This window comes from Aeromonas sp. DSM 116730 (genome assembly GCF_046581335.1).
Lineage (GTDB): Bacteria > Pseudomonadota > Gammaproteobacteria > Enterobacterales > Aeromonadaceae > Aeromonas > Aeromonas rivipollensis.
Genome location: NZ_CP144265.1, coordinates 2,139,002 through 2,160,175, shown reverse-complemented (window position 1 = coordinate 2,160,175; position 21,174 = coordinate 2,139,002). Strand labels below are relative to the sequence as shown.

Annotated in this window: 19 protein-coding genes; 6 read left to right on the top strand and 13 right to left on the bottom strand. The window is 61.9% G+C overall.

The window, feature by feature from the left end:
* Positions 1-50: 50 nt before the first annotated feature.
* Both Aeroheme_RS09825 and Aeroheme_RS09820 read right to left on the bottom strand, forming a co-directional pair.
* Positions 51-1,496, bottom strand: a complete 1,446-nt coding sequence (locus Aeroheme_RS09825; RefSeq protein WP_411167179.1) for a chitinase — start codon at positions 1,494-1,496, stop codon at positions 51-53.
* Between the two features lie 164 nt (positions 1,497-1,660).
* Complete coding sequence (locus Aeroheme_RS09820; RefSeq protein ID WP_394293436.1) at positions 1,661-2,854, bottom strand: methyltransferase; 1,194 nt, start codon at positions 2,852-2,854, stop codon at positions 1,661-1,663.
* A gap of 192 nt (positions 2,855-3,046) precedes the next feature.
* Between Aeroheme_RS09820 and Aeroheme_RS09815 the strand changes: the two genes are divergently transcribed.
* The gene (locus Aeroheme_RS09815; protein ID WP_163147634.1) at positions 3,047-3,625 is read left to right on the top strand and encodes a PhnA domain-containing protein; all 579 of its coding nucleotides are present in this window, start codon (positions 3,047-3,049) and stop codon (positions 3,623-3,625) included.
* A 450-nt stretch (positions 3,626-4,075) separates the two neighbouring features.
* Here the strand turns inward: Aeroheme_RS09815 and Aeroheme_RS09810 are convergent, their stop codons facing one another.
* Both Aeroheme_RS09810 and Aeroheme_RS09805 read right to left on the bottom strand, forming a co-directional pair.
* On the bottom strand, positions 4,076-5,089 hold the full coding sequence (locus Aeroheme_RS09810) for a Wadjet anti-phage system protein JetD domain-containing protein (RefSeq protein WP_411167235.1): 1,014 nt from the start codon (positions 5,087-5,089) through the stop codon (positions 4,076-4,078).
* A 50-nt stretch (positions 5,090-5,139) separates the two neighbouring features.
* Positions 5,140-6,009 (bottom strand): PhzF family phenazine biosynthesis protein, encoded by an 870-nt coding sequence (locus tag Aeroheme_RS09805; protein WP_394293437.1) that lies wholly within the window; start codon positions 6,007-6,009, stop codon positions 5,140-5,142.
* 201 nt (positions 6,010-6,210) lie between these two features.
* On the opposite strand from Aeroheme_RS09805, the gene Aeroheme_RS09800 reads away from it, so the two are divergent.
* Both Aeroheme_RS09800 and Aeroheme_RS09795 read left to right on the top strand, forming a co-directional pair.
* Positions 6,211-6,414: a hypothetical protein gene (locus Aeroheme_RS09800; RefSeq protein ID WP_234676827.1), complete on the top strand. Its 204-nt coding sequence runs from the start codon at positions 6,211-6,213 to the stop codon at positions 6,412-6,414.
* 188 nt (positions 6,415-6,602) lie between these two features.
* Complete coding sequence (locus Aeroheme_RS09795) at positions 6,603-7,046, top strand: hypothetical protein (RefSeq protein WP_411167178.1); 444 nt, start codon at positions 6,603-6,605, stop codon at positions 7,044-7,046.
* Positions 7,047-7,161: 115 nt separating this feature from the next.
* On the opposite strand, the gene Aeroheme_RS09790 is transcribed toward Aeroheme_RS09795, so the two are convergent.
* The 9 genes from Aeroheme_RS09790 to cmoM all read right to left on the bottom strand — a co-directional run bounded on the left by Aeroheme_RS09790 (position 7,162) and on the right by cmoM (position 17,483).
* Complete coding sequence (locus Aeroheme_RS09790) at positions 7,162-7,653, bottom strand: SixA phosphatase family protein (protein WP_411167177.1); 492 nt, start codon at positions 7,651-7,653, stop codon at positions 7,162-7,164.
* Between the two features lie 156 nt (positions 7,654-7,809).
* Positions 7,810-8,139, bottom strand: coding sequence for a putative quinol monooxygenase (locus tag Aeroheme_RS09785; protein ID WP_411167176.1), 330 nt, complete (start codon positions 8,137-8,139; stop codon positions 7,810-7,812).
* Positions 8,140-8,361: 222 nt separating this feature from the next.
* Positions 8,362-8,811, bottom strand: coding sequence for a GNAT family N-acetyltransferase (locus Aeroheme_RS09780; protein WP_411167175.1), 450 nt, complete (start codon positions 8,809-8,811; stop codon positions 8,362-8,364).
* Positions 8,812-8,846: 35 nt separating this feature from the next.
* Positions 8,847-9,320, bottom strand: a complete 474-nt coding sequence (locus Aeroheme_RS09775) for a cupin domain-containing protein (RefSeq protein ID WP_411167174.1) — start codon at positions 9,318-9,320, stop codon at positions 8,847-8,849.
* 177 nt (positions 9,321-9,497) lie between these two features.
* Positions 9,498-9,887, bottom strand: coding sequence for a septal ring lytic transglycosylase RlpA family protein (locus Aeroheme_RS09770; protein WP_106886699.1), 390 nt, complete (start codon positions 9,885-9,887; stop codon positions 9,498-9,500).
* Between the two features lie 169 nt (positions 9,888-10,056).
* The gene (gene mukB / locus Aeroheme_RS09765) at positions 10,057-14,484 is read right to left on the bottom strand and encodes a chromosome partition protein MukB (protein WP_411167173.1); all 4,428 of its coding nucleotides are present in this window, start codon (positions 14,482-14,484) and stop codon (positions 10,057-10,059) included.
* A 45-nt stretch (positions 14,485-14,529) separates the two neighbouring features.
* Positions 14,530-15,267, bottom strand: a complete 738-nt coding sequence (mukE, locus tag Aeroheme_RS09760) for a chromosome partition protein MukE (protein WP_041205837.1) — start codon at positions 15,265-15,267, stop codon at positions 14,530-14,532.
* Complete coding sequence (gene mukF, locus Aeroheme_RS09755; protein ID WP_411167172.1) at positions 15,248-16,567, bottom strand: chromosome partition protein MukF; 1,320 nt, start codon at positions 16,565-16,567, stop codon at positions 15,248-15,250. Before mukF ends, mukE begins: the two co-directional genes overlap by 20 nt.
* A 139-nt stretch (positions 16,568-16,706) precedes the next feature.
* Positions 16,707-17,483: a tRNA uridine 5-oxyacetic acid(34) methyltransferase CmoM gene (cmoM, locus tag Aeroheme_RS09750; protein WP_411167171.1), complete on the bottom strand. Its 777-nt coding sequence runs from the start codon at positions 17,481-17,483 to the stop codon at positions 16,707-16,709.
* A gap of 129 nt (positions 17,484-17,612) precedes the next feature.
* Here cmoM and elyC point away from each other — a divergent pair, with 129 nt between their 5' ends.
* The 3 genes from elyC to pfkA all read left to right on the top strand — a co-directional run bounded on the left by elyC (position 17,613) and on the right by pfkA (position 20,388).
* A complete protein-coding gene (elyC, locus tag Aeroheme_RS09745; RefSeq protein WP_411167170.1) occupies positions 17,613-18,383 on the top strand; it encodes an envelope biogenesis factor ElyC in 771 nt (256 codons plus the stop codon).
* Between the two features lie 135 nt (positions 18,384-18,518).
* Positions 18,519-19,274 carry a triose-phosphate isomerase gene (tpiA, locus tag Aeroheme_RS09740; protein WP_111911896.1) on the top strand — a complete coding sequence of 252 codons (756 nt, stop codon included), beginning with the start codon at positions 18,519-18,521 and terminating at the stop codon, positions 19,272-19,274.
* A 142-nt stretch (positions 19,275-19,416) separates the two neighbouring features.
* On the top strand, positions 19,417-20,388 hold the full coding sequence (pfkA, locus tag Aeroheme_RS09735; protein ID WP_163138008.1) for a 6-phosphofructokinase: 972 nt from the start codon (positions 19,417-19,419) through the stop codon (positions 20,386-20,388).
* Positions 20,389-21,174: the final 786 nt, after the last annotated feature.

Here is a 21,174-nt window from a genome sequence, read left to right as displayed (position 1 = left end):
GGCCCATCACCCCCCTTCCCCATCATGACTGATGACGCGGCCTGCCGGGCTCAGTTCACCGGCGCCCAGGGATCTCCCTTGCCCGGCTCGTTGCCCTGGGTCCACCACTTCGCCTGATACACCACGCCCTTGTGGCTGACTTTATTGCCTGCGGTGTAGACCTTGCTGGCCACCCAGGCAGGCACATCTCCCACGGGCGGGTCGGTCGGATCAACGGGCGCGGGATCGAGCTTGGCCACCACCCGCACCTTGGGCCAGTTGGCGTGGGAGCCGTAAAAGTTGGTCACGCACTTCTCGTAATCCCCCGGCACCAGGGCCGAATAGGCGGTCTGGAATCCCACCAGCTCGCACTCGAACGAGTAGCCACCTGGCCTGTCGGCATAATATTTCCAGTTGCCGTCCCAGTTGGTGTAAAGCACGTCGGTGGCGCCGTTCAGGTTGAGGCTGCCATAGGGAGTCTGCTGCCAGCAGGTGTTCTTCTCGTCCGCCAGGACAGGGATCCCGTAGTGGGCGGCCAGCCCTTCCCAGTAACGGATGCGGTTGACCGGCTGCCCCTTGTTCTTGTTCTGCTCGCCACACTCTATGCCGCCGTTGATGACATTGATGGTGGTGCCAAAGCCATAGCCGATGCCCGCCGCGACCTCGCGCTGGGAGGGCACCCAGGTTCTGTCGATGACATGCAACATGGCGGGTTTGGGGGCTTGCGGCGTCAGGAAGAACCAGATGGCGGAGGCGAGGTTGAGCCAGGAGTCGGCCACCAGGCCGGGGTTGTTCAGCAGCACAGAGGCGTTGCCGTCAAACATCGCCTCGGAGAAGGCGCCGTAGTTGAAGTGATAGGAGAGCTGTTTAGCGCCACGGCCAAAGTAGCCCTGCCCCGTGCTGCAGGGCCATTTCCTGTTCTGCCAGTCATTCTGGCCACAGCCCGTGGTATAGCCGAGTTGTCCCTCGGCCCAGCCCATCTCGCGCACATGCACCAGCGCCTGCTGCCACTCCTCGAGCCCCAGCGGGTTGTCGGACACATTGTCCTTGCCGATATGGCCGCCCGTCTCCTGGGCGAAGTGGGCGAAGGCGGTGACGATGGATTTCTTGCAGATGGCGTCCGCATTGCGCCCGTCCGTGTAGTCGCCGCAGAAGGCGGGGAACTTGCCGACCGCCCGCAAGAAGCGCTCATAGGTATATTCAGGGGCCGCCATCTGGGTCAAAAAATCCCAGTCCGACTCGGTAAAGACCCGCTCGACCCGTTTGACGTTGTCCGGGTTGTCGGCTCGCCTTGGCACAATCGCCTCCACCAGGGTGTTGGGTCGAGTGGCCAATGCCTTTGACCAGATGCCGTACATGGGGTTGGCCGTCTTGGCCTTTTCAACGGCAGTTATATCGGAGGCGGCAATCACATAGCCACCGCTATTTTGTGGGTCGGGCTGAATATTCATGGCCGCATAAGTTGGCGAGGCGCAGAGCCCCGCAACCAGCCAGGCGCTGTGCTTGAGTGTGAACATAGATAACAATCCTTGTCTCGATGTGAAGTTCAGGGCGAGCATAGACGCCCCCATAACTAAATTCACGACAAGAATTAAGAGTTTGGCGATTTTGTGAGCCATTTCACTCTGCACTCAGATGAAACCTCGCCACGGCCTCATGTTGGCCCCTGCTCGCTCGCTTTTTATGCAGCCTGAACGCGCACCGCCCGGATCAGCAGATTGCGAGGAGTCATGGGCTTGTCGCAAAACGCCCCCAGCTCTACCTCATAGCCCTGCTCCTCGAGGAAGAGGGCGCGATCCAGGGCGAGCCAGATCTCCAGCGGACGGCGAAACAGATGGCGCACCAGCTCCATGCGGGCGACGTCCCCAAAGCGCCGCTCCCCCCTGGCGAGGAAATCGCCATGGTCTATCCCCCCGGGCAGCACCATCCCCTTGCGCTCGGCGGCCCAGTCACAGAAGGCCTCGAAACTGCCCGCCAGCAGGCTCTTTTGCAGGTTGGGCACCGGCAGGTACTGATCCACCCCGCGCACCTCCCGTTGCAGGCAATCGAAGGCGAGACGCCAGATCACCTCCTGCTCGCGCAGGCGGGAGATGCGGGCACCACCGGTCACCGTCTCCTGCAGCGGCAGCTTCAGGTCACTCTTGCCAAGGTGCAGGGCGCTGGCCTTGGCGGCCTGTGACAGGGGGCGGTAATGAGAGGTGCGGATCAGGTGATAGCAACAGGGGGAGAGGGTCACGCCCCGGGCGCCGCGCTCGGCCACCTGCTCCAGCAGATGGGTATGCAGCTCACCACAGGCATGGAGCGCCATGGCGTGATGGTGCGGGGCTATGAGCGCCCCCGACTCGGCGGCGAAGGCGTCGGCCTCCACAAACTGCATGCGGGCACCATCCCGCGCCGCGAGCTGCCGCCCCTCCTCGCAGAGCGTGCGCTGCAATTCGAGGCTCAGGATCTCGGCCCCCCTGTGCAGGGAGACCAGGCGCCCCAGGTGGCCCTTGCCGGCGCACCACTCCAGATAGGGACCCTGATGGGCGGGCAGGCAACCGGTGAAGGCTTCTATCTGCGCCTGCTTGCGCCCCGGCATGTACATCGCCATGGCCCTGGCACAGTGAATGGGTTCGGGGACAAAGGTGTCGAGCTCGCTCAGGACATGGAGCTCGGCCCCTGCCGGGATCCAGGGGGCAAGCAGGGTGCAAAGCGCCCCCATGTCGCCGTCAAGCCGCGCTATCTCGTCAAGGCTGAGGCCATTCAGGCAGGCGGCAAGCTCGGGAGCCTCGGCGGCGAAGGCCAGGCTCAGATGATGATAGGGCTGGTATTGCCACCAGCGTCTCTCGTCGGTCAGCAAGCGATCCAGTTGTCGAAAACGGTGAGCCAGCACGGTGAGCTTGTCCTGCTATCCAAAAGGGAGGCTCATTCTAGCGATCTGCCATCAAAAAGCACTCGCCAGCGCGCCTGCCCCCACCCCTTGCTGGTAGCCTGACAAAAAGCAGGGATTTGTGCTATATTCCGCCCCCTCATTAGCGCGACTCGCCCACGCGGGTCGTTTTATCCATATGAACGGAACCAAAACATGACCATCAATGCCATCCTGCAAGCGCGTGCGGACGCCAAGTGTGAGCTGTGTGGAGCAGAACATGCGCTGACTGCCTTCCCGGTGCCACACTCCCCCGCCAGTGACGATGACCACAGCGTGGCGCTGTGCACCACCTGCCGTGGCCAGCTGGAGCAGCCGGACACCACAGAGGTCAACCACTGGCGCTGCCTGGGTGACAGCATGTGGAGCCAGGTGCCGGCGGTGCAGGTGATGGCATGGCGCCAGCTTAAGAACCTGTCCGCTCGGGGCGAGATCTGGGCCCAGGACATGCTGGACATGATGTACATGGAAGAAGAGACCAAGGCCTGGGCCGAAGCGGGCGCGGCCCGCGACGATGACGACAGCGTGCCCACCGTCGACTCCAACGGCGCCGTGCTGCAGGAGGGGGATTCCGTCACCCTGATCAAGGATCTGGAGGTCAAGGGCGGCGGTTTCACCGCCAAGCGTGGCACCCTGGTCAAGGGCATCCGCCTGACCAACAACCCGCTGCACATCGAAGGCAAGGTCAACGGCGTGCAGATAGTGCTGGTCGCGGCCTACCTGAAGAAGGCCTGATCCCCTCGCTTGTGGTTCGGATGATGCAAAAAGCGCCCCCAGGGGCGCTTTTTTGTTGCCCGGCCACCGACAATGTCGGCGCGGCAGAAGTGGCGCCGCCGGAAAACTGGACTATCCTGCAAACCAGTCCCGATGAGCGAGCCCCCCTTCGCCGGATTTGCGTCAGGGGAGCATCCGCTCCCGGAACCGCGAAACACTGGCCCGGATGGAATTCATGTGGCACTCTGGGCTCTTCACATGGACAGATCCTGAACATCATGACCCCATGATGACCTCTTGACACAAGGAGCACTACCTATGGCCAAAGCCAGCAAGAAAGATATCAAGAAGAAAATCGCCGCCCGCAAGGATAAAATTGCCAAGCACGAAGGCAAGATCAAGAAGCTGAAGAAAGCCCTGAAATAAGGGTCGGCACCATAAAAAAACCGCCCACTTCACAAGGGCGGTTTTTTATTGTGCGATTTCCCTCTCAACACCAAGTGCCCATAACTGCCAGCGTCTGGCTGTGACCAGGACTTCTTGTTCCAACCAGGCTTTATTGGCTGTCAAATGAGCCAATACCTCTGCCAGCACTGTGCCCCCCTGAACGGGTGCTATGTTGTCTCGCCAAGCAATTTTGCCTCGCTGCCTCTTTTGTTCTTTCGGCTGACGGAGTAAGTCGCGGGCATAGTGATGGACGTAATCCATGAGATTGTCGGGTAACCAGAGCGCCAGAGGACGACCCAGAGCCCCCGCCAGTTCGGTGGCAATGTCCAGGCCACGTTGATCCAGATCCCCAAAGTGTGCCCAGGGGAGGCTCTCTGGCAATAGGGGGAGCAGTTGCTTTGCCAGGGTGGTATTGCGGCCAGGGACATACAGCAGCAATTCGCCCTCTTGCAGCGGGTAGTCCACGAAGGCACCCTTGTTTTCCACCGTGACTAACTGCCGCCCTTGCCATTCCATGCCTTCCAACCCGACCAAGGCTCGTTCTGGCAATGCCAACTCCCCCAGAAGCACCATCACAGCGGTCATGTCGTGCCGTCCGCCCTCCACATCGACCAATATCAGTGGTGTCAAGGTACGTAATCGTATGACCTCATCACCAAATACCCTAAGCCCCAGCGCTGCAACCTGCTCCATGTGATTCTGTGACAATCTGACCTTGCAGTCTCGGTGCCAAAGGCCACTCAGGGTTGCACCGTTAATTCGCCGAGGCAGTTGGCAACCCAACTCTGTCAGCACGGCATCACCCGACCAAACATTGTCGTCTGCTGCCTCTGCGAGCTTGTCCATCAAAAAACCACGACCCCGCTCGGTAAGCTGACGCCGCGCACCCAAACCGAGCGGTTGCACACCGCCAACGCGCTTGAGCATGTCATCCAACTCTCGGCCTGCGGCACTAGTCAGTAGCATCCCCTGCCCCTGTGACAACCCCAGCAGCTTTTCGCTCAATGCACGAATATCCGCTCGCTCAAACAATCCCATCGACATCGTCCTCCTGCCTCAATTGACGTGGTATTGCGTATGATGCCGGTTCAGATCCACCGCGCCCCGCCTGACACCCGAATTGAACTGCCGGATTCCGCCGGGATCTCGGCATGCAACCGCGACGGCATGCCCATGTCTTCCCCCTGCACTATGTCGATGGCGCCGCCGTGGGGCCAGTGGAGATCGCGCAAATAGCCGGCGAAGGCGGCTGTCGCGGCGCCGGTGGCCGAGTCCTCATAGACGCCGCCGTAGGCGAAGGCATTGCGGGTGTGGAACAGCCTCTCCCCGGCCACATGCACCAGCAGAATAGTCACCAGGCCCTCGCGGCGCATCAGCAGGCGCCCCTGAGCCTGCGAATAGTGCATGGCCGAGAGCGTTGCGCGATCCTTGAGCGCCAGCACCAGATGATCGGCGCCGCCGTGAATGATCGCCGGGGGTATGCGGGGATCCAGGCTGGCCGCATCATAGCCAAACAGCGCCAGGGTTTCGCGCATCAGATCCGCCGGCGCAGGTTTGCTGCGGGTTGGCGGGGATTGCAGCGCCGCCTGCCATTGCCCCTGCTCATCCTGCCAGCCCGAGACCCGAATCTGGGTCTGGCTGAGACGCAAGGCATGGTCCCCTGCCCCGAAGCGGCGCGCCAGCGCCACCCCGAGGGCTATGGTGGCATGGCCGCAAAACGGCACCTCCGCCTCGGGAGAGAAGTAGCGCACCCGCCATTGGCGCACCTCTGCGCCTTGCCCTTCGCTGTGCAGCGGGGCGGCGAAGGCCGTCTCCGAGAATCCGACCTCTGCGGCGATCCGCTGCATCTCCTCCGCCGTCGGCAGTTGGGCCCCTACCCAGACACCGGCGGGATTGCCCCCGCGGGATCCTTCGGAAAAGGCGGCGATCCGCACCAGCTCAGTGACCAGCTCCGTCATGACAACTCCTTGGCTTCTTGCTTCACGAAAAGTGGGGTTCATAGGCTCATCCTTGCGGCCCCTTCCGGGGGAACCCATCAGGGGGTCAGCTTACCCATAAAATTAACGGCCGCACAGGTGCCGCTTGAGCGCCGCGGATCCGGGCACTGGCGGCTAGAGTTGGGAAACCTGTCTGTATATGCGCCTGCAGTGGAGTGCCATATGTATTCATACACCCTCATCTTCAGGGAAGAGGCCGACAAGCTGACGGCCCCCGAACACGAGATCCTCTTGCAAAGCCCGGCCCAGGCCGGGGATTTCGTCATCCTCTCCGACGGCAGCCGCCACCAGGTGATGTTCGTCACCCATCGCGCCCACTACAGCAGCCTCTACCTCGACAAGGGGATAAGAGTGCCCCAAAGCTGAGTACGCGGGCTCAGGGATCCCCTGGATGGCACCTATTTTTCCGCCCCCCTGTGCGAGTCCCGTTCCAGCTGCTAACGTGAAACAGGCCTGCCACCTCGCACCCAAGATATTGCCGCGAACCCAGGCTGTTGCTCATGGCAGTCAAGGCTGCGATGAACCGGCAAGACTCACATTTTGAGGGATGAATTATGTCCAGGAATGCTGCACTGATCGTGACCCTGCTTGGCATGGCCCCGGCTCACGCCATCAACGCAAAATATGCCCAGCAGCTGGAGCGCTCCGGCTGCACCCAGGTGACCGAGGCCCAGGGCTGCGATATTCACAAGACCAAGGCCGAGAACGCGGCCGCCGGGTTTGGTGAGGCTCCGGCGGCCACCAGCGCCAGCCCCTACGCCGGCAACTGGGTCGCCACCTTCCCCGAGACGGGCGCCACCGTCGCCACCATCCGCATCGACGACAAGGATCAGGTGTGGGTCAACGACAAGAAGGTCAGTGCCAAGAAATCCGACGGGGCCCTGGTGTTCAAGGACGGCATGGTCATCTACACCATACAGGGGGATCGTCGCATCAAGGGGGAGGATGGCTGGGTCGATAACGATGCGGGCACCAAGGGGCCGATCGCCGCCAAATAAGCGACATGACGGGAATGTGAAGGGGAGCCTGGGCTCCCCTTCTTGTTTGATCTCTTGCCAACTTATTCACCAGACCCCGGTGAGCGACAACCCTGCGCTTCCTCTTGCTATTCACTTACCCCTTTTTCGGATAGTCGAGCACGGCAGTCACCGGCCTTTGCGACGCGGCGGCCGACCAGGAGGGGGCGTCAAAGGTGAAGCGGGCGACGGCGCAGGTCGGCATCCGGGTGATCTTGCCGGAAAAGCGGTGGGCAAGGTCGGTGAACTCGGGATCGTGACCAAAGAGCATGACGCACCTGAACTCGTCACCAAGCTCACCCATCACCTTCATCAGGGTCCTCACATCGGCGCCATAGAGCCGCTCGTCCGTCATTATCTCCTCTGGCCGGTAGCCGAGCACCTCGGCGATGATGTTCGCCGTCGACAAGGCCCGGCAGGCGGGGCTCGAGAGGATGAGATCGGGTCGCACCTTATCGTGCGCCAGCCGTCTGCCCATCAGGGGCGCATCGCGCAGGCCCCGCTCGGCGAGCGGCCGCGTCCTGTCAGGCAGCCCCTGCTCTTCCCAGCTCGACTTGCCGTGACGCACCAGGATCAGGGTTCTCTTCATGACGTCTCCCGTGACGGCAAACCATGGGCCCAGTACCACCTTTGGCTAGTGACAGCCGGGTTTGCATGCCGCGCCCTCAGTCCCAGTCACTTCGCCCTCTCAATCATAGCGAAGCCGCACCGTTCGGGAACATGGGGCAAGCGAACGGGCAGGCTCTCAGCCCGGCCCCATGGTCGATGGCGGGCTCACCTCTTCCATGAAGATGAGGCGAAGGGGCTCTGCCAGCAAGTCGTCCGCCTGGCGGGCGAAGGCCTGGAAATAGTCCGTCTCGCAGTGGGCATCCAGGGCGGCCTGACTGACGAAGGCTTCTCGCATGTAGAAGGTGCCGGGTTCGTCTTTGAGCTCGAACAGCACATAATCGAGATTGCCAGGCTCCCGGCGGGTGGGCTCTATCAGCGCGAGCAACTCGTGGCGCAGGCGCTCTCTCATGCCGGCTTTGGCCTTGAGCACGGCGATCGACACTATCTTGTCCGACTCTCTCTTCATCCCTACTTCTCCACTGTCACATCATCAAGAGACCGGGAGGTGCCTGCCCTCTCATGGCAGCCGCCTCCCTCAACATGGCGCCCAGTGTAGGCATGGCGGCCAGGTCGATATAGAGGGGCAGGATGGACAGAGTGTTCACCCGGGTGAACAACGGGACTACGGCAGAGACATAAGCGCGGCCAGAGGCAAGAACGTGGCTCGCCGTCAGGGCCTGCTCCAGATCTAAACGCTGAAGTAATAGGTGGTGAAGGTGTGCCCCGACAGTGTCGTCTTTGTCACCCTGGTGGCGCGCCTGGCGAGGGACTTGTATAAGGGGCGTGTGCCAAGCAGATGAAAGACGACCTCCTGATGGCCCATGCTGCGCGCCCAACCCATCATCTCGTTGAAGATGGCGAGCCCCCTGCCCCAACCCGCCCTGGCGATGACGATGGCTATCTCTATCCCCTCCTCATCGGGCTGGAGACCGCACCACCCCGCAAGTCGGCCATCGATGAGGACGGCGCGCACGCGGCAACCGGGCAGCGCATCTATCGCCATCTTCTCCTCCATCCAGCGCCGCACCGTGACCAGCTCGAAGGAGGGATGGTCTATCAGGTGCTTTCGCAGCGTCTCGTCGTTGACCAGGGGCAGAAAATCCTCTGCGCGCACCTCACCTAAAGGTATGAATTTCATAGGCTTATCATGCTTTCCCAAAGAGTGATGGGCCCCTAATAGGGGGGCCCGTCCTTATGTCTGGCAGCCCAGGCGCCATCGGCGCCCTGAATCAGGGCCAGATCGTCGTCAGGGTATTGGACTGTGTCCCCCGCCAGCCTGTCCCCCAGCTCGAGATAAACCGCCTCCACCTCCCCAGGGTTGAGCAACTGGTGGGCCAGGCCGTTGCCGCCCTTGAAGCCGATGCACTCCCCCGGCGACATCAGGTACTCCTCCTCCCCATAGCGCAGCATAGGGGTGCCCGAGAGCACATAGATGAACTCATCCTGCTTGCTGTGGTGATGTTTGAGCGCAGAGATGGCGCCCGGCGCCAGGGTCGTCAGGTTCACCCCAAGATTGGCAAGACCGAAGTGGTCCCCCAGCCTGCGTCTGGTGCGGTGTTTGACCAGGGAGGCGAAGGGCTCCGGATAGAGGGACTTTGCCTTGTTCTCCGGGATCTGTGTGGCCTGAATGGGCGTGCGGTTCGTCATCTCAACAACCTCCATATTGGCGCCCTGGCGAGGGGCAGCAAGAGACAAGCCGAGTGCCTTGAGCGGCAGTCATGCAATAACACAGATACGACTGGAGGCTGGAGGCTGTCAACGCTGAGATGCAGTGTCCGGGGCCTTGCCGTTTCCCGCTGTGCAATGGGCCGGGCTTATGGCCCTCTACAACACCTCGACCTTGACCTTGAGAAGGCCGGATCGGGTGTTGCCTATGCTGCTAAATGCCGCCCTTGAGAGATCGATGATCCGGCCTCTGGGGAAGTTGCCCCTGTCATTGACCCGCACCACCACGCTCTTGCCGTTGGCAAGGTTGGTCACCCGCACCATGGCGCCGAAGGGCAGCGTCATATGGGCGGCGGTGTTGGCGCTCTTCTGGTAGGGCTCGCCGCTTGCGGTGCGCTTGTTGTGGTAGCGATCGGCATAGTAGGAGGCCAGCCCAGTCTGGGTATAACCTCGCCCGTTGCCCGCACTGCCCGCATCAGGCTGGCTGCTGCAGGCCGCGAGCAGCAGGCACAGGGAGGCCAGCAGCCCTTTTTGTAATTTCCACGTCATGCTTTATTCCCTCGATGCGATGTCAGGTTGATGTGCCGTGGCCGTTACCCTGCATCGCCAGTCTGGATCCCGCGAACAGGCGCCTACTCTCTCATATTTTCCATGGAAAACGGGAGGCCCAAGCCTCCCGTTTGTGTGTTCACCCGTCAGCCCCTGTCAGGGGAAGAGGTCAGGCGATCAGCTTGTCATCGGCGAAACCGAAGCCCCGCAGCCCCACCACGTGCACGTGCTCGTGCTTGCCCTGCACCTTGCGGATGAGCTTGTAGGTGGTGCCCTTCTCGGGACTGATGTTCTCCGGCGCCGCGATGAGCAGCTGCATGTCCTGGCGCTCGCACAGCTCGAACAGGGTGGCGATGGACTTGCCGTCCAGGCGCGCCGCTTCGTCGAGGAACAAGAGACGGCAGGGGGCTATGTCCTTGCCGCGCAGACGGCGGGACTCCTCCTCCCAGCTGATCAGCACCATCAAGAGGATGGCCTGACCTGTACCAATCGCCTCGCCGGTGGAGAGGGCGCCGCTCTCGGCACGCAGCCAGCCATCGGCACCACGCTGCACCTCGATTTCGAGCTCTAGGTAGTTGCGATAGTCCAGCAGCACGTCCCCCATCACCTGATAGTTGCGCTCCCCCTGCTCTATCTGCGGGTTCAGGCGCTGGAACAGCTTGGCCATGGCCTCGGAGAAGCTGAGCTCCTTGTCGGCGAACAGATCGTTGTGCATGGCGCTCTGATCGGCAAGCGCGGTCAAGAGACGAGTGTGGGCCTCGCGGATGTTGACGTTGAGGCGCACCCCGCGCACCAGGCCGAAGGCGATGTTCTGCAGGCCCTGGTTGAGCACCCGGATGCGGTTCTGCTCCCGGCGTATGATGTTGGTGATCTTGGCCGCCACCTCGTGGGAGGAGAGGGACAGATGGTTCTCCCGCTGCTTGAGCTCGTCGGCAAGCCGCGCCAGCTCGATCTCCATCTCCTCGATGGCCTCCACAGGATCGTCCGAGCGGATGATGTCGTTGCGGATGCGATCCTTGAGGTAACGGTAGACCTGCACGTAGAAGGCGACCTTCTGCTCCGTGCTGCGGTTGCCCTCGGAGAGGCGCAGCGCATCGCGCAGGGCCTCGTCGTGGGCCACCGCCACCCGCAGGGCGCCGAGGGCCTTGTCCGACATGGAGCGCAGCTCGTCGCTGTCAAGATAAGCCAGCTCGCGCTTGTTGAGGCGCTTCTCGACATCGGTCTCCCGCGCCAGCCGCACCACCCGCGACCAGTTCGCCTTGTGGCCCACCAGGGATTTACGGGCGCCGAAGTAGTCCTTGCCCTCCAATTTGAGACGACCGCCCAAGGATTCAATCTCGCGCTTGGTCACCTGCAACTGGGCCTCGGCGCTGGTGCGACGGGAGCGGGTGCGGATGAGCAGCTCTTCGATCTCCTTCTTGTGGGCGCGGGATTTCTCTTCCATGTCGTCGGACAGGGTGAGCCCCATGGCCCCCAGCTCCTGCTCGAACTCCGCCAGGGTCTGGCCCTTGGCCGAGGCGCTGGAATCGAGCGCGGTGCGCAGTTGCAGCGCTTCGGTGTGACGCAAGGCAATCTGCTTGTGCTGCTCACCAGCGGTGCGGGCCGCCAGCTCGGCGGCTTTGAGCTTCTCTTTGAGTCGCTCGCTCATCTCCGAGGCCTTGCCCAGCAGGTCTTGCGCATCCTGATAGGCAAAGTGCGGCAGACGGGCCACCAGCTGATCCAGCGCGTAGCAACGCCGCTTCTGCTCGGCCAGCAGTTCGCTCGCCTCGTCAAAGGCTGCCTGCAGGGCAGAGAGATCCTGGGGATCCTGGCGCAGCACCTGCACCAGGGTCTCGAGCTTCTCGAGCCCCTTGCCGTGCTGGGCCACAAAGGCTTCGGCTGTTTTAAGGGCTTCCACATCGGCGTGGGCCGCCTCGAGACGGGCCGCCAGATCAGTCTCGGCAAACAGATGGGCAAAGGGCAGCATCCCCTGTACCAGCTGGATATGGCGAGTCAGCTGGGCGGCGGCCGCTTTGGCCTCACTCAGCTGCTTGTCGCACTCGCCGATGGCCCCTTGCAGCGCGCGCAGCTCGGCCTGTTTGGCCTGCACTTCGGCTTCCGGATCGGGGCGGAAGGCGATATCTAGGTGCTGGCCGATAAAGTCGCGAAAATGCCCGTAGAGGCGGTGGTACTTCTGCTGCTCAAAGGCGGCCTTGGCGTAGCCCTCGATAAGATTTTCCCGCTCAAGGTCGAGCTGCTCGATGCGTTTCTCCCGGGCGGCGCGGCCAAAGAGCGGCAGCTCGGGGTAGCGGGAGAAGCGCACCTGGCGCTTGCTGGTGCGCACCAGCACGGCATCACCCAGTTCGTCCGCTTCCACCAGATCCTCGTCAAAGGAGTCGGGGTTGCCCTGGATGAGGTAGATATCTTCCGGGCAATCTTCCAGCTTTTTCAGCCGCTCTATGGCGCCCTCAAGGTCGAGCACTACCAGGGCGCTGCGAGCCGGGCCATAGAGCGCCGAATAGTAAGGGGCATCGTCGATGGAGATGTCGTCATAGACGTCGGAGAGCAGCACGCCCCCCACCTGCTCGGCGACGCGGGCCAGGCGCGGATCCGCCTCACCGGCCCCCAGCTGCAGGTTGCGAATTTGCAGCTCCAGCGCCTGCTTCTGGCCCTGGATGCGGTTGCTCTCCTGCTCGAACTCCCGCTCCTTGTCGAGCACTGTCTGCATACCGGCCGAGAGTTCTTCGGCGGTGGCGAGCGGCAATCCGCTCTGCTCGCGCAGTTGTTCGAGCTTCTCGAACGACTTGAGCCAGCGCGGCGCCAGCCTGGTCAGCTCGGCAATATCGCGGCCCAGCTGGACGCCCTGATGCTCGAGGCTGGCGCGGCGCTGGTTCGCCTCCGCCTGCTGATCGGCGAGCTCTTCCTGACGGTTGCGCTGGGCCTCAAGAAACAACTCCAGCTCGTCTTGGCTCGCGATCAGCTGGCCAGACGCCTGCTGCAACTCATCGCGCAAGCGGAAGAGCGCCTGCTGGCTGTCGCTCTCTTTCTCGAGGCGAGCCAGCGCGGCGCGCAGCCCCTGCCCCTGCGCAATGCGGGCCTTGTCTTCGATGTGACGCTTGAGCAGCGCCTGCGCCGTGGGCCAGGCGGCCTCGCGGGCGGTCTCGGGGGCAATGCTCAAAAGCAGCGTCAGCGCGGCCTGATGCTCGGCCACCGCGGCCTTGGCCAGCGCCAGCTGCTGCTCGGCCCCCAGTACTCGACTGGTAAGGCTCTGCTCGGCGGCGCGGAACTGGTGCAGGCTGTCGCTCGCCTGTTCGGCGGTCAGTCCCGGCAGTTCGCACTGCGCGCGGGCCGTCTCCAGCGCCTGCACCGCCTGGCGGTACTGGATGGCGCGGGTCTGCTGAATGTCCAGTGCCTGCTGATAGTCGGCCAGCTGGGTCTTGAGGCTGTCCACCTCGGCCTGGGCCAGCTCCTTGCGCTCCTCCACTTCCAGCAACTGGCCGTGGATCTCTTCCACCACCGCCTGCTGCTGTTCGAGCTTGTCGTTGAGCTCCCGCAGATCGGCGCGATACAGCTCTATCTTCTTTTGCAGCGCCACTGCCGCCATCACCTTGGCCAGGTGCTCGGCGGCGGATTCCAGCTCGTCGGTCAACAGCTTCTCGCGGTTGGTGAGCTGATCCACCTCGTCCGCCAGATAGATGGCGCGCTGCTTCTCTTCCGCCAGCAGGCGACGCTTGCCGGCGAGCTCAGCGCGCGCCTTCAGGGCCAGCTCGGAGAGACGGCTCTTCTCGGCGGCGCCCCGCACATACTCGGCCGCCACGTAGTGGGTGGTCTCGGTAATGAGGTTCTTGAACAGATCCCGCTGGCCCTGGGTCTCCTTGATGGCTTCCAGGGTGCGGCGGTTCTCGTAGATGGCCGCCTCCATGTCCTGGAACGCCTTGCGCACCCCGGAGTTCTCCGGCAGCAGGTATTCCCGCAAGGAACGGCTGATGGACGAAGAGATGCCGCCGTAGAGGGAGGCTTCGATCAGGCGATAGAACTTGCCGCGATCCTTCTGGTCGCGCAACTTCTTCGGGGTGATGCCGAACTCGAACATGAAGTTGTGATAATCGGTCACCGTATTGAACTTGGCGACCTTCATGGCCCCCAGCTCGGCGGCGGCCCCCTTCAGATCGGTGAAGGCACGCACCCGGCCCTTGCCGTCATGGAGTTTTTCCAGCAGCAGATCCGTGGGTTGCAGCTGCTCAGGCACGTCCACCAGGGCGAAGGGGGTGATGTTGACCTTGTTGTCGCGATTCGCCACCTGCTCCAGGTGTACGCCGACCCAGATCCGCTGCTCGCGGCTGTTCATCACTTCCAGCAGCGAATAGCAGTGGCCGCGCTGCAGCTTGCCGTAGAGCCCCTTGTCACGGGAGGCGCTGCTGGAGCCCGCTTCCGTGGTGTTGCGAAAATGCAGCAGGGACTGATCCGGGATCAGGGCCGCGATAAAGGCCGCCATTGTGGTGGACTTGCCCGCCCCGTTGCCGCCGGACAGCGTGGTCACAAGCTGGTCGAGATCGAAGGTTCGGGCGAAGAAGCCGTTCCAGTTGACCATGGTCAGGGATTTGAATTTGCCTCTCACGCCGCACTCTCCATCAAACCGGCCAACTCCATCTGTGCCAGAACATTAACGTTGCAGATCATCTTCCACCTCCAGCTCCAGCTGCTCTTCATCCAGATCTCCCTCGATGTCGTCAAACAGCGAATCGCTGCTCGGCATCTCGTCGTCGTGGAAGATGGCCTCCCCTTCCTGGATCATCCGCAGCTGCACGGCGCGGGGATCCTCGTCGGAGCGCACGTCGGCGGCAAAGCGGAACACGGATTCGTTGACCCGGAACTTGTCGCTGTTGCCAAGGGCGGTGATCATCCCGAGGCGCTTGAGGCGGCGCATGGAGGTGCGGATCTTCTCGAGCAGCTTCTTCTTGTCCAGATCGGTGCCGCCGGAGCGGCTGTTGACCATGCGCAGCAGCTGCTTCTCGTCGGCCAGACCGAGCACCTCCTCCTGCAACTCGCCCATGGTGAAGACACCCTCGGAGGCGAGCCTGTCCGGGCTCAAATAGAGGTAACAGAGCACCTTGCCCACCAGCATGTCGAGCTCGGAGAGCACTGTGGTGCCGATGTCGGCGCTGGGGCGCGGACGCAGGTAGAAGAAGCCCTCAGGCGCCTTGATGAGTTCGACCTGATAGCGGCCGTAGAAGATCTCCAGCTCGCCATGGAACTCCACCAGGGCCGAATGCTGTTCGAAATCGTCGGCACTGATGTGGCGCCCCGAGCGCAGGGCGGTGTCGATGCGCGGAAACAAGGGGTTGGCGATGGCCTCTGCGAGCCGCAGGGGCAAGGGAAACTCAGAATTGATCAATGACATAGGCCTGAACCTTGGATCCAGCTTGGTTAATGGGTTTCCATGCGGGTTGGCGGTGCAGCTCGCGCTCACCGCTGGCATGGCCGAGGCGCACGGCCTGGTCTATCAGCAGACGCGCCACATCGAAGTGGGCGTGGGCCGGGAAATCGAGCAGGTATTCCCGCAGCACGTCGGCCAGGTCCATCTGCTGTCCCTGCTCGGGATAGCGGGCCAGATAGCGCTCGATGCGCTCCGCCAGCGCCTGGTTGATGTCCACCATCTCCATGAATTCCATCTCGAGGGGCACCTCGCCGGTCACCTCCTCGTCGTGGATGGCGATGGTTTCGTCCCGCAGCTCCAACAGGCGCGGCTCCTCGGCCACCCGCAGCAAGAAGTTGTGCTGCTCGAAGTTGCGAATGGATTCCCGCAGCCGCTGGCTGAAGGCGCGGTTCTTGTCCATGTCGATGGCGTTGCGGATGAACTTGTGGACGTGCCTGTCATAGCGGGACCAGAGCTCGATGCACTGCTGGCCCCAGGAGGTGATGACGTCGAGCCGCCCCTGCAGGGCATGGGTCAGCTCCTCGACGTGGAACAGATCGTCGCGCCCCTGGGCCGCTTCCTGAATGTTGAGCAGCCCCGCCTGCAGCCGGTGGCCGGCGGCGTCCAGGGTATCCTGCAACTCGCGCAGGGTCTGGCCGGTCTCGCGCAGCAGCTTCTCGCAGCTGTGGATGGCGTCTATCCAGTTCTGGGTCAGCAGGGCCGCTATCTCGTTCTTGACCTGATTCTGCTGCTCGTCCATGGCGCGCTGGGTGAGATCGATGCGACCGAGCGTCTCCTCCAGGGAGAAGGAGAGGCGCGGCAGCACCTCTGCATCCCACTGCTCCCGGGTATTGGTCTCAAGCGCCGCCTTGCGGGCGGTGTCGAGCTCGGATGCCAGGTGTTCGAGCAGGATGGAGAGCTTGATGGAGTCGACCTGGCGCTGATCCATGAAGAAGTCGACGATGCTCATGCCAAGGCGCGACAGGCGATAGAGGCTCTCCCCCGCCACCATGTCGGTGGTGAAGCGCGACAGCAACTGCTGGCGAATGAGATCGTTGATGGCGTTGTTGGCGCGACCGATGAGGGTCTCGTCCATCTGGCCGAAGGCGCTGCTCACATAACCGAAGGCGTCGTGCAGCGCGGCCTCCGAGAGATCAGACTCGTCCTCGGACAGTGTCTTGATCGCAATCAGAAAGGCCAGCCTGTCGGTGGGCAGATTCAAGGAGAGGCCCTCCTGTCTGACCCATCCCACCGTCTCTGGCAGGGTACGGGATGTACTCATCATGACGTTATCATCTCGTTGTTATAAACGGGGGCACAAGACCCCTCGTGGTGATTTGGACCCGGGGATGGGCAACCCCGGCGGCGGTATCCCGGCCGCATAAACCCTTGCATCCCGACCATTCAGGCCCCCATGACCACCCTCAGCCGACCGGCTTCTGGGCCATCACATGGATGTAGCGCCCGAGGGAAACAAAGGGTTCCTGACGACAGTAGTGCTGCTCCATGGCCAGCAGATCATCGAATTTCTCGACCTGCTCCTGCTTGTGGCGCATGTAGTCGTGAATGACCCGCACCCCTGTCTTGCCGATGATCTTGAGGCCCCCCCGGCCTATCCAGTCATAGACCTGTTCCGGCAACTGGGGGTTGGTGGGCGTGAGCGCGGTCTGACGCTTCTTGTTCAGCCCCTGGCGCACATAGTCGAAATTGCCCACCACCAGGCTCTGGAACAGCAGACCATGACGATTGTAAAAAAGCAGCGACAGTATGCCCCCTGCATTGACGAAAGGGAACAGACCGAGCAGGGTCTGGCGGGGCTCGGCGAGCCACTCCAATACAGCGTGGCAAAGCACCAGATCAAAGGTGACGGTCACATGGGCCTTGAGATCCTGAATGGGGCAATGGATGAGACGGATTCTGTCTTCAAGCCCCTTCTCGGCGATCTGGACCCGGGCCAGTTCCAGCATTTCTGCCGAGAGATCGCACAGCTCCACCTGGTGGCCCATGGCCGCCAGCTTCTGGGCGAAGTAGCCAAAGCCGCCGCCGGCATCCAGGATGCGCAGGGGTCTGTTGCCAAGGCGTGCCAGGCAGGCTTCGATGTCGCTCCACACCACGGCGGTGCGAATGCGCCCCTTGGTGGAGTCATAAATGTTGCGGGCGAACTTGTCGGCGCGCCCGTCAAAACTCTGATCTTGCTTCAAGACACACTCATCTTCGGCCGCCCCGCTGTGGGGGCTCGCAGGAGGAACCACACAGGATTGGGCCACAGGAAAAAAGAGGGGTATTCTGTCACATCCCGGATCCGCTGAAAACTCAAGGACGACACCACAGTGTTTGAGCTTAAAAAATGGTTAGGCCAGTTGCTGATGCCGCTGCCCTTCTCCCTCTCCTTATTGCTGCTGGCGCTCGCGCTGCTCTGGTTCACCCGCTTTCAGAAGAGCGGCAAGCTGCTGGCGACCCTCTCCTTGGTGATCATCGCCCTGATGGGGATGAGACCCGTCAGCTATGAGTTAGCCCGTTCACTGGAGCAGACCTATCCGCCCTTCGAGGTGAGCCAGCATCCGGATATCGAGGCCATAGTGGTGCTCGGCAACGGCCATGTGAGCGATCCGGCGGTGCCGATGCGCAGTTGGCAGAACAACATAGCCCTGGCCCGCACCCTGGAAGGAGTACGGCTGGCCCAGGCCTATCCAGAAGCCGAGCTGGTCTTCTCCGGTTATGTGTCCGGGGATCCCCTGTCCAATGCCGAGGTCAACGCCCGCATGGCGCAGAGCTTAGGGGTAGACAGATCCCGAATGACGTTGTTTGAAAACAACAAAGACACCCATGACGAGGCGGTCAGCATCAGCGCCCACCTCAAGGGCAAGCGGGTCGCCCTGGTGAGTTCGGCCACCCACCTGCCCCGGGCCATGGCGCTCTATCGCGGCCAGGGACTCGATGCGGTGCCGGCCCCCACAGACTACACCGCCAAGCAGAGTCAGGTGGCGCAGCCCCTCTACAGCTACCTGCCCAAGGGGCGTTACCTGATGTATTCCGAGGCTGCCATTCACGAGTGGATTGGGGTATGGTGGGCCCGTTTGCGGGGGCAGGTTAACGATTGAGCGATCGGTTCTTGCATTCCTGATTTGGATCAGGAAAGCGAAAAAAAATTACGTCATTTGCCGCCGGGTCAGCTATCTTGGGCTCGGTTCAATTCATATAATGTTGCGCAATCAAATGCCTAGGAGATTGAGAAGATGAGACAGCACCTGGTAATGGGTAACTGGAAACTGAACGGCACCAAAGCTTCTGTCGAAGCTCTGATCAAAGGACTGACCCCGGCTGCTGCCGCTCATCCTTCCGTGCAAGTCGCCGTCTGCCCGCCGGTTATCTTTTTGGGTCTGGTTGAACAGCTGACCGCTGGCAGCAAGATTGCTTACGGTGCCCAGAACGCCGACGTTCACGAGTCCGGCGCCTTCACCGGCGAGAACGCCCCCTCCATGCTCAAAGCCTTCGGTTGCACCTACTCCCTGGTCGGCCACAGCGAGCGTCGCACCCTGCACGCAGAGACCGACGACGTGGTTGCTGCCAAGTACGAAGCCATCCAGAAAGGCGGCCTGGTGCCGGTTCTGTGCATCGGTGAGACCCTGGAGCAGTTCGAAGCCGGCGTGACCAAGAACGTGGTCGAGACCCAGCTCAAAGCCGTCATCGACCGTTGCGGCATCGCCTCCTTCGAGAACGCCGTCGTGGCTTACGAGCCGGTATGGGCCATCGGCACCGGCAAGACTGCCACCCCGGAAATCGCGCAATCCGTTCACGCTCACATCCGTCAGTACCTGGCCGGTTTCGACGCCGCCGTGGCTGCCAAGGTACAGATCCTGTACGGTGGCTCCGTCACTGGCGCCACCGCTGCCGATCTGTTCGGTCAGCCGGACATCGACGGTGGCCTGGTGGGTGGTGCGTCCCTGAAAGTGGACGACTTCTCCCAGATCATCGCTGGCGCAGCCCAGTAAGTGACGCAAGAGAGGGGCCTGGCCCCTCTCTTGATATCGCTTTCCTATGGGTCCCCTTCTTCCATAGGAAAGCCGATATAGTAAAAACGGCTGGCCCCATTTTCAGATATTGATATTCGACAACTCAGATCCAGAGGCACTCATGACCAAACAAATCAAACGTATTGGTGTTTTGACCAGTGGTGGTGACGCACCGGGTATGAACGCAGCCATCCGCGCCGTGGTGCGCGCCGGTCTGCATCATGGCCTGGAAGTCTACGGCATCTATGATGGCTACCTCGGTCTGCATCAGGACAGGATCGTCAAGCTCGAGCGCCACAGCGTCTCCGACGTGGTCAACCGCGGCGGCACCTTCCTGGGTTCTGCCCGTTTCCCTGCGTTCAAGGACCCTGCAGTGCGCGCCGAAGCGATCGAGAACCTGAAAAAACACGGCATCGACGCCCTGGTGGTGATCGGCGGTGACGGCTCCTACATGGGTGCCAAGAAGCTGACCGAAGAGGGTTTCCCCTGCATCGGCCTGCCGGGCACCATAGACAACGACATCGCCGGTACCGACTTCACCATCGGCTTTGACACCGCCCTCAACGTGGTGGTCGACGCCATCGACCGTCTGCGTGACACCTGCAGCTCCCACCACCGCATCTCTGTGGTCGAGATCATGGGCCGCCACTGTGGCGATCTGGCCATGTCTGCCGCCGTTGCCGGTGGCGCCGAGTACGTGATAGTGCCGGAAGTGGCTTTTGACAAAGAGAAGCTGCTGCAACAGATCAAGGAAGGCGAAGCCAAAGGCAAGAAGCACGCCATCATCACCATCTGTGAGCACGTCACCGACGTCAACGCCCTGGCCAAAGACATCGAAGCCATGACAGGCCGTGAAACCCGCGCCACCATTCTGGGTCACATCCAGCGTGGCGGCTCGCCGACCGCTCGTGATCGCATCATGTCCAGCCGCATGGGCGCCTTCGCCGTCGAGCAACTGCTGGCCGGTCAGGGTGGCCGCTGCGTCGGTATCCAGGGCAACGAGATGGTGCACCACGACATCATCGACTGCATCGAGAACCTCAAGCGCCCCTTCGATCAGGAGCTGTACGATCTCTCCACCACCCTGTTCTAAGCCCCCTGGCGCTTCATGCAGGTTGTTGTGACAAAAACCCTCCGTTGGAGGGTTTTTTCATGCCTGCCGGTTGTCATCAGCGCCCCCTGCTGGCAGACACAGGCCACCGCCCTCCCTGCCCCATCCATAAGCCAGCCTGCCGATCCGCACCCTGCTGCGTTTCTGCCAGATAAGGTGGCGAGATAGGCGCGCACTCTTTTCTCTCCTTTCTCTTTTCACCTTTCTCATTCACCCCTCTTCAGCAGACGCCTGCTCCCTTCACTCCCCCGTCTTGCGCGCACTCTTGCCGGCACTTCTGCCTGCCCCTGGGCCATAGGGCTTGCTCGGCCTGGAACCCGCACGTCCCTGGCCGATGTGCTTCTCAAGGCGGCTCTCGTCCTGCCCCTTGCGCCCTCTGACAGGAGCCCCATGCCTCGTGCGTGCCTGTCTCTGTGCACCTGTGAATGCAAGCTCATGCCCCCAACCATGACGCAGCCCAAAAAGAGCGGCTTGGCGGGCTGTGCTGCGGGTCTTTCTCCTGCCGAATGTCTGCTGTTTTGCCCTGTTTTCCTCTGTGAATTGAAATTCTGCCGGGAGGTGATGACGATAAAGCACCGCCCAGACTGGGCTTATCCCATGGCGGGCAGGTAAAAGTGATGAGACAAGGGAAATGGTGATACCAGCGAGCCAACCCATCATTGGCGACACTTTCAGGCGCATCGCCCTGCCATTTTCCGTCACAAAAGTTGAAGACAATTAAATGAGCCTCGTACAAAACCCATCAAAAAACACAAACGAAAAACAGTA

Excerpts from the sequence above, each read along its gene's own strand:
- Aeroheme_RS09780 (WP_411167175.1), bottom strand. The coding sequence starts at position 8,811 with ATGAAATTCATACCTTTAGGTGAGGTGCGCGCAGAGGATTTTCTGCCC.
- Aeroheme_RS09800 (WP_234676827.1), top strand. The coding sequence starts at position 6,211 with ATGTATTCATACACCCTCATCTTCAGGGAAGAGGCCGACAAGCTGACG.
- pfkA (WP_163138008.1), top strand. The coding sequence starts at position 19,417 with ATGACCAAACAAATCAAACGTATTGGTGTTTTGACCAGTGGTGGTGAC.
- Aeroheme_RS09815 (WP_163147634.1), top strand. The coding sequence starts at position 3,047 with ATGACCATCAATGCCATCCTGCAAGCGCGTGCGGACGCCAAGTGTGAG.
- mukE (WP_041205837.1), bottom strand. The coding sequence starts at position 15,267 with ATGTCATTGATCAATTCTGAGTTTCCCTTGCCCCTGCGGCTCGCAGAG.
- mukF (WP_411167172.1), bottom strand. The coding sequence starts at position 16,567 with ATGATGAGTACATCCCGTACCCTGCCAGAGACGGTGGGATGGGTCAGA.
- Aeroheme_RS09790 (WP_411167177.1), bottom strand. The coding sequence starts at position 7,653 with ATGAAGAGAACCCTGATCCTGGTGCGTCACGGCAAGTCGAGCTGGGAA.
- Aeroheme_RS09795 (WP_411167178.1), top strand. The coding sequence starts at position 6,603 with ATGTCCAGGAATGCTGCACTGATCGTGACCCTGCTTGGCATGGCCCCG.
- Aeroheme_RS09785 (WP_411167176.1), bottom strand. The coding sequence starts at position 8,139 with ATGAAGAGAGAGTCGGACAAGATAGTGTCGATCGCCGTGCTCAAGGCC.
- tpiA (WP_111911896.1), top strand. The coding sequence starts at position 18,519 with ATGAGACAGCACCTGGTAATGGGTAACTGGAAACTGAACGGCACCAAA.
- Aeroheme_RS09825 (WP_411167179.1), bottom strand. The coding sequence starts at position 1,496 with ATGTTCACACTCAAGCACAGCGCCTGGCTGGTTGCGGGGCTCTGCGCC.
- Aeroheme_RS09775 (WP_411167174.1), bottom strand. The coding sequence starts at position 9,320 with ATGACGAACCGCACGCCCATTCAGGCCACACAGATCCCGGAGAACAAG.
- Aeroheme_RS09805 (WP_394293437.1), bottom strand. The coding sequence starts at position 6,009 with ATGACGGAGCTGGTCACTGAGCTGGTGCGGATCGCCGCCTTTTCCGAA.
- Aeroheme_RS09770 (WP_106886699.1), bottom strand. The coding sequence starts at position 9,887 with ATGACGTGGAAATTACAAAAAGGGCTGCTGGCCTCCCTGTGCCTGCTG.
- Aeroheme_RS09810 (WP_411167235.1), bottom strand. The coding sequence starts at position 5,089 with ATGGGATTGTTTGAGCGAGCGGATATTCGTGCATTGAGCGAAAAGCTG.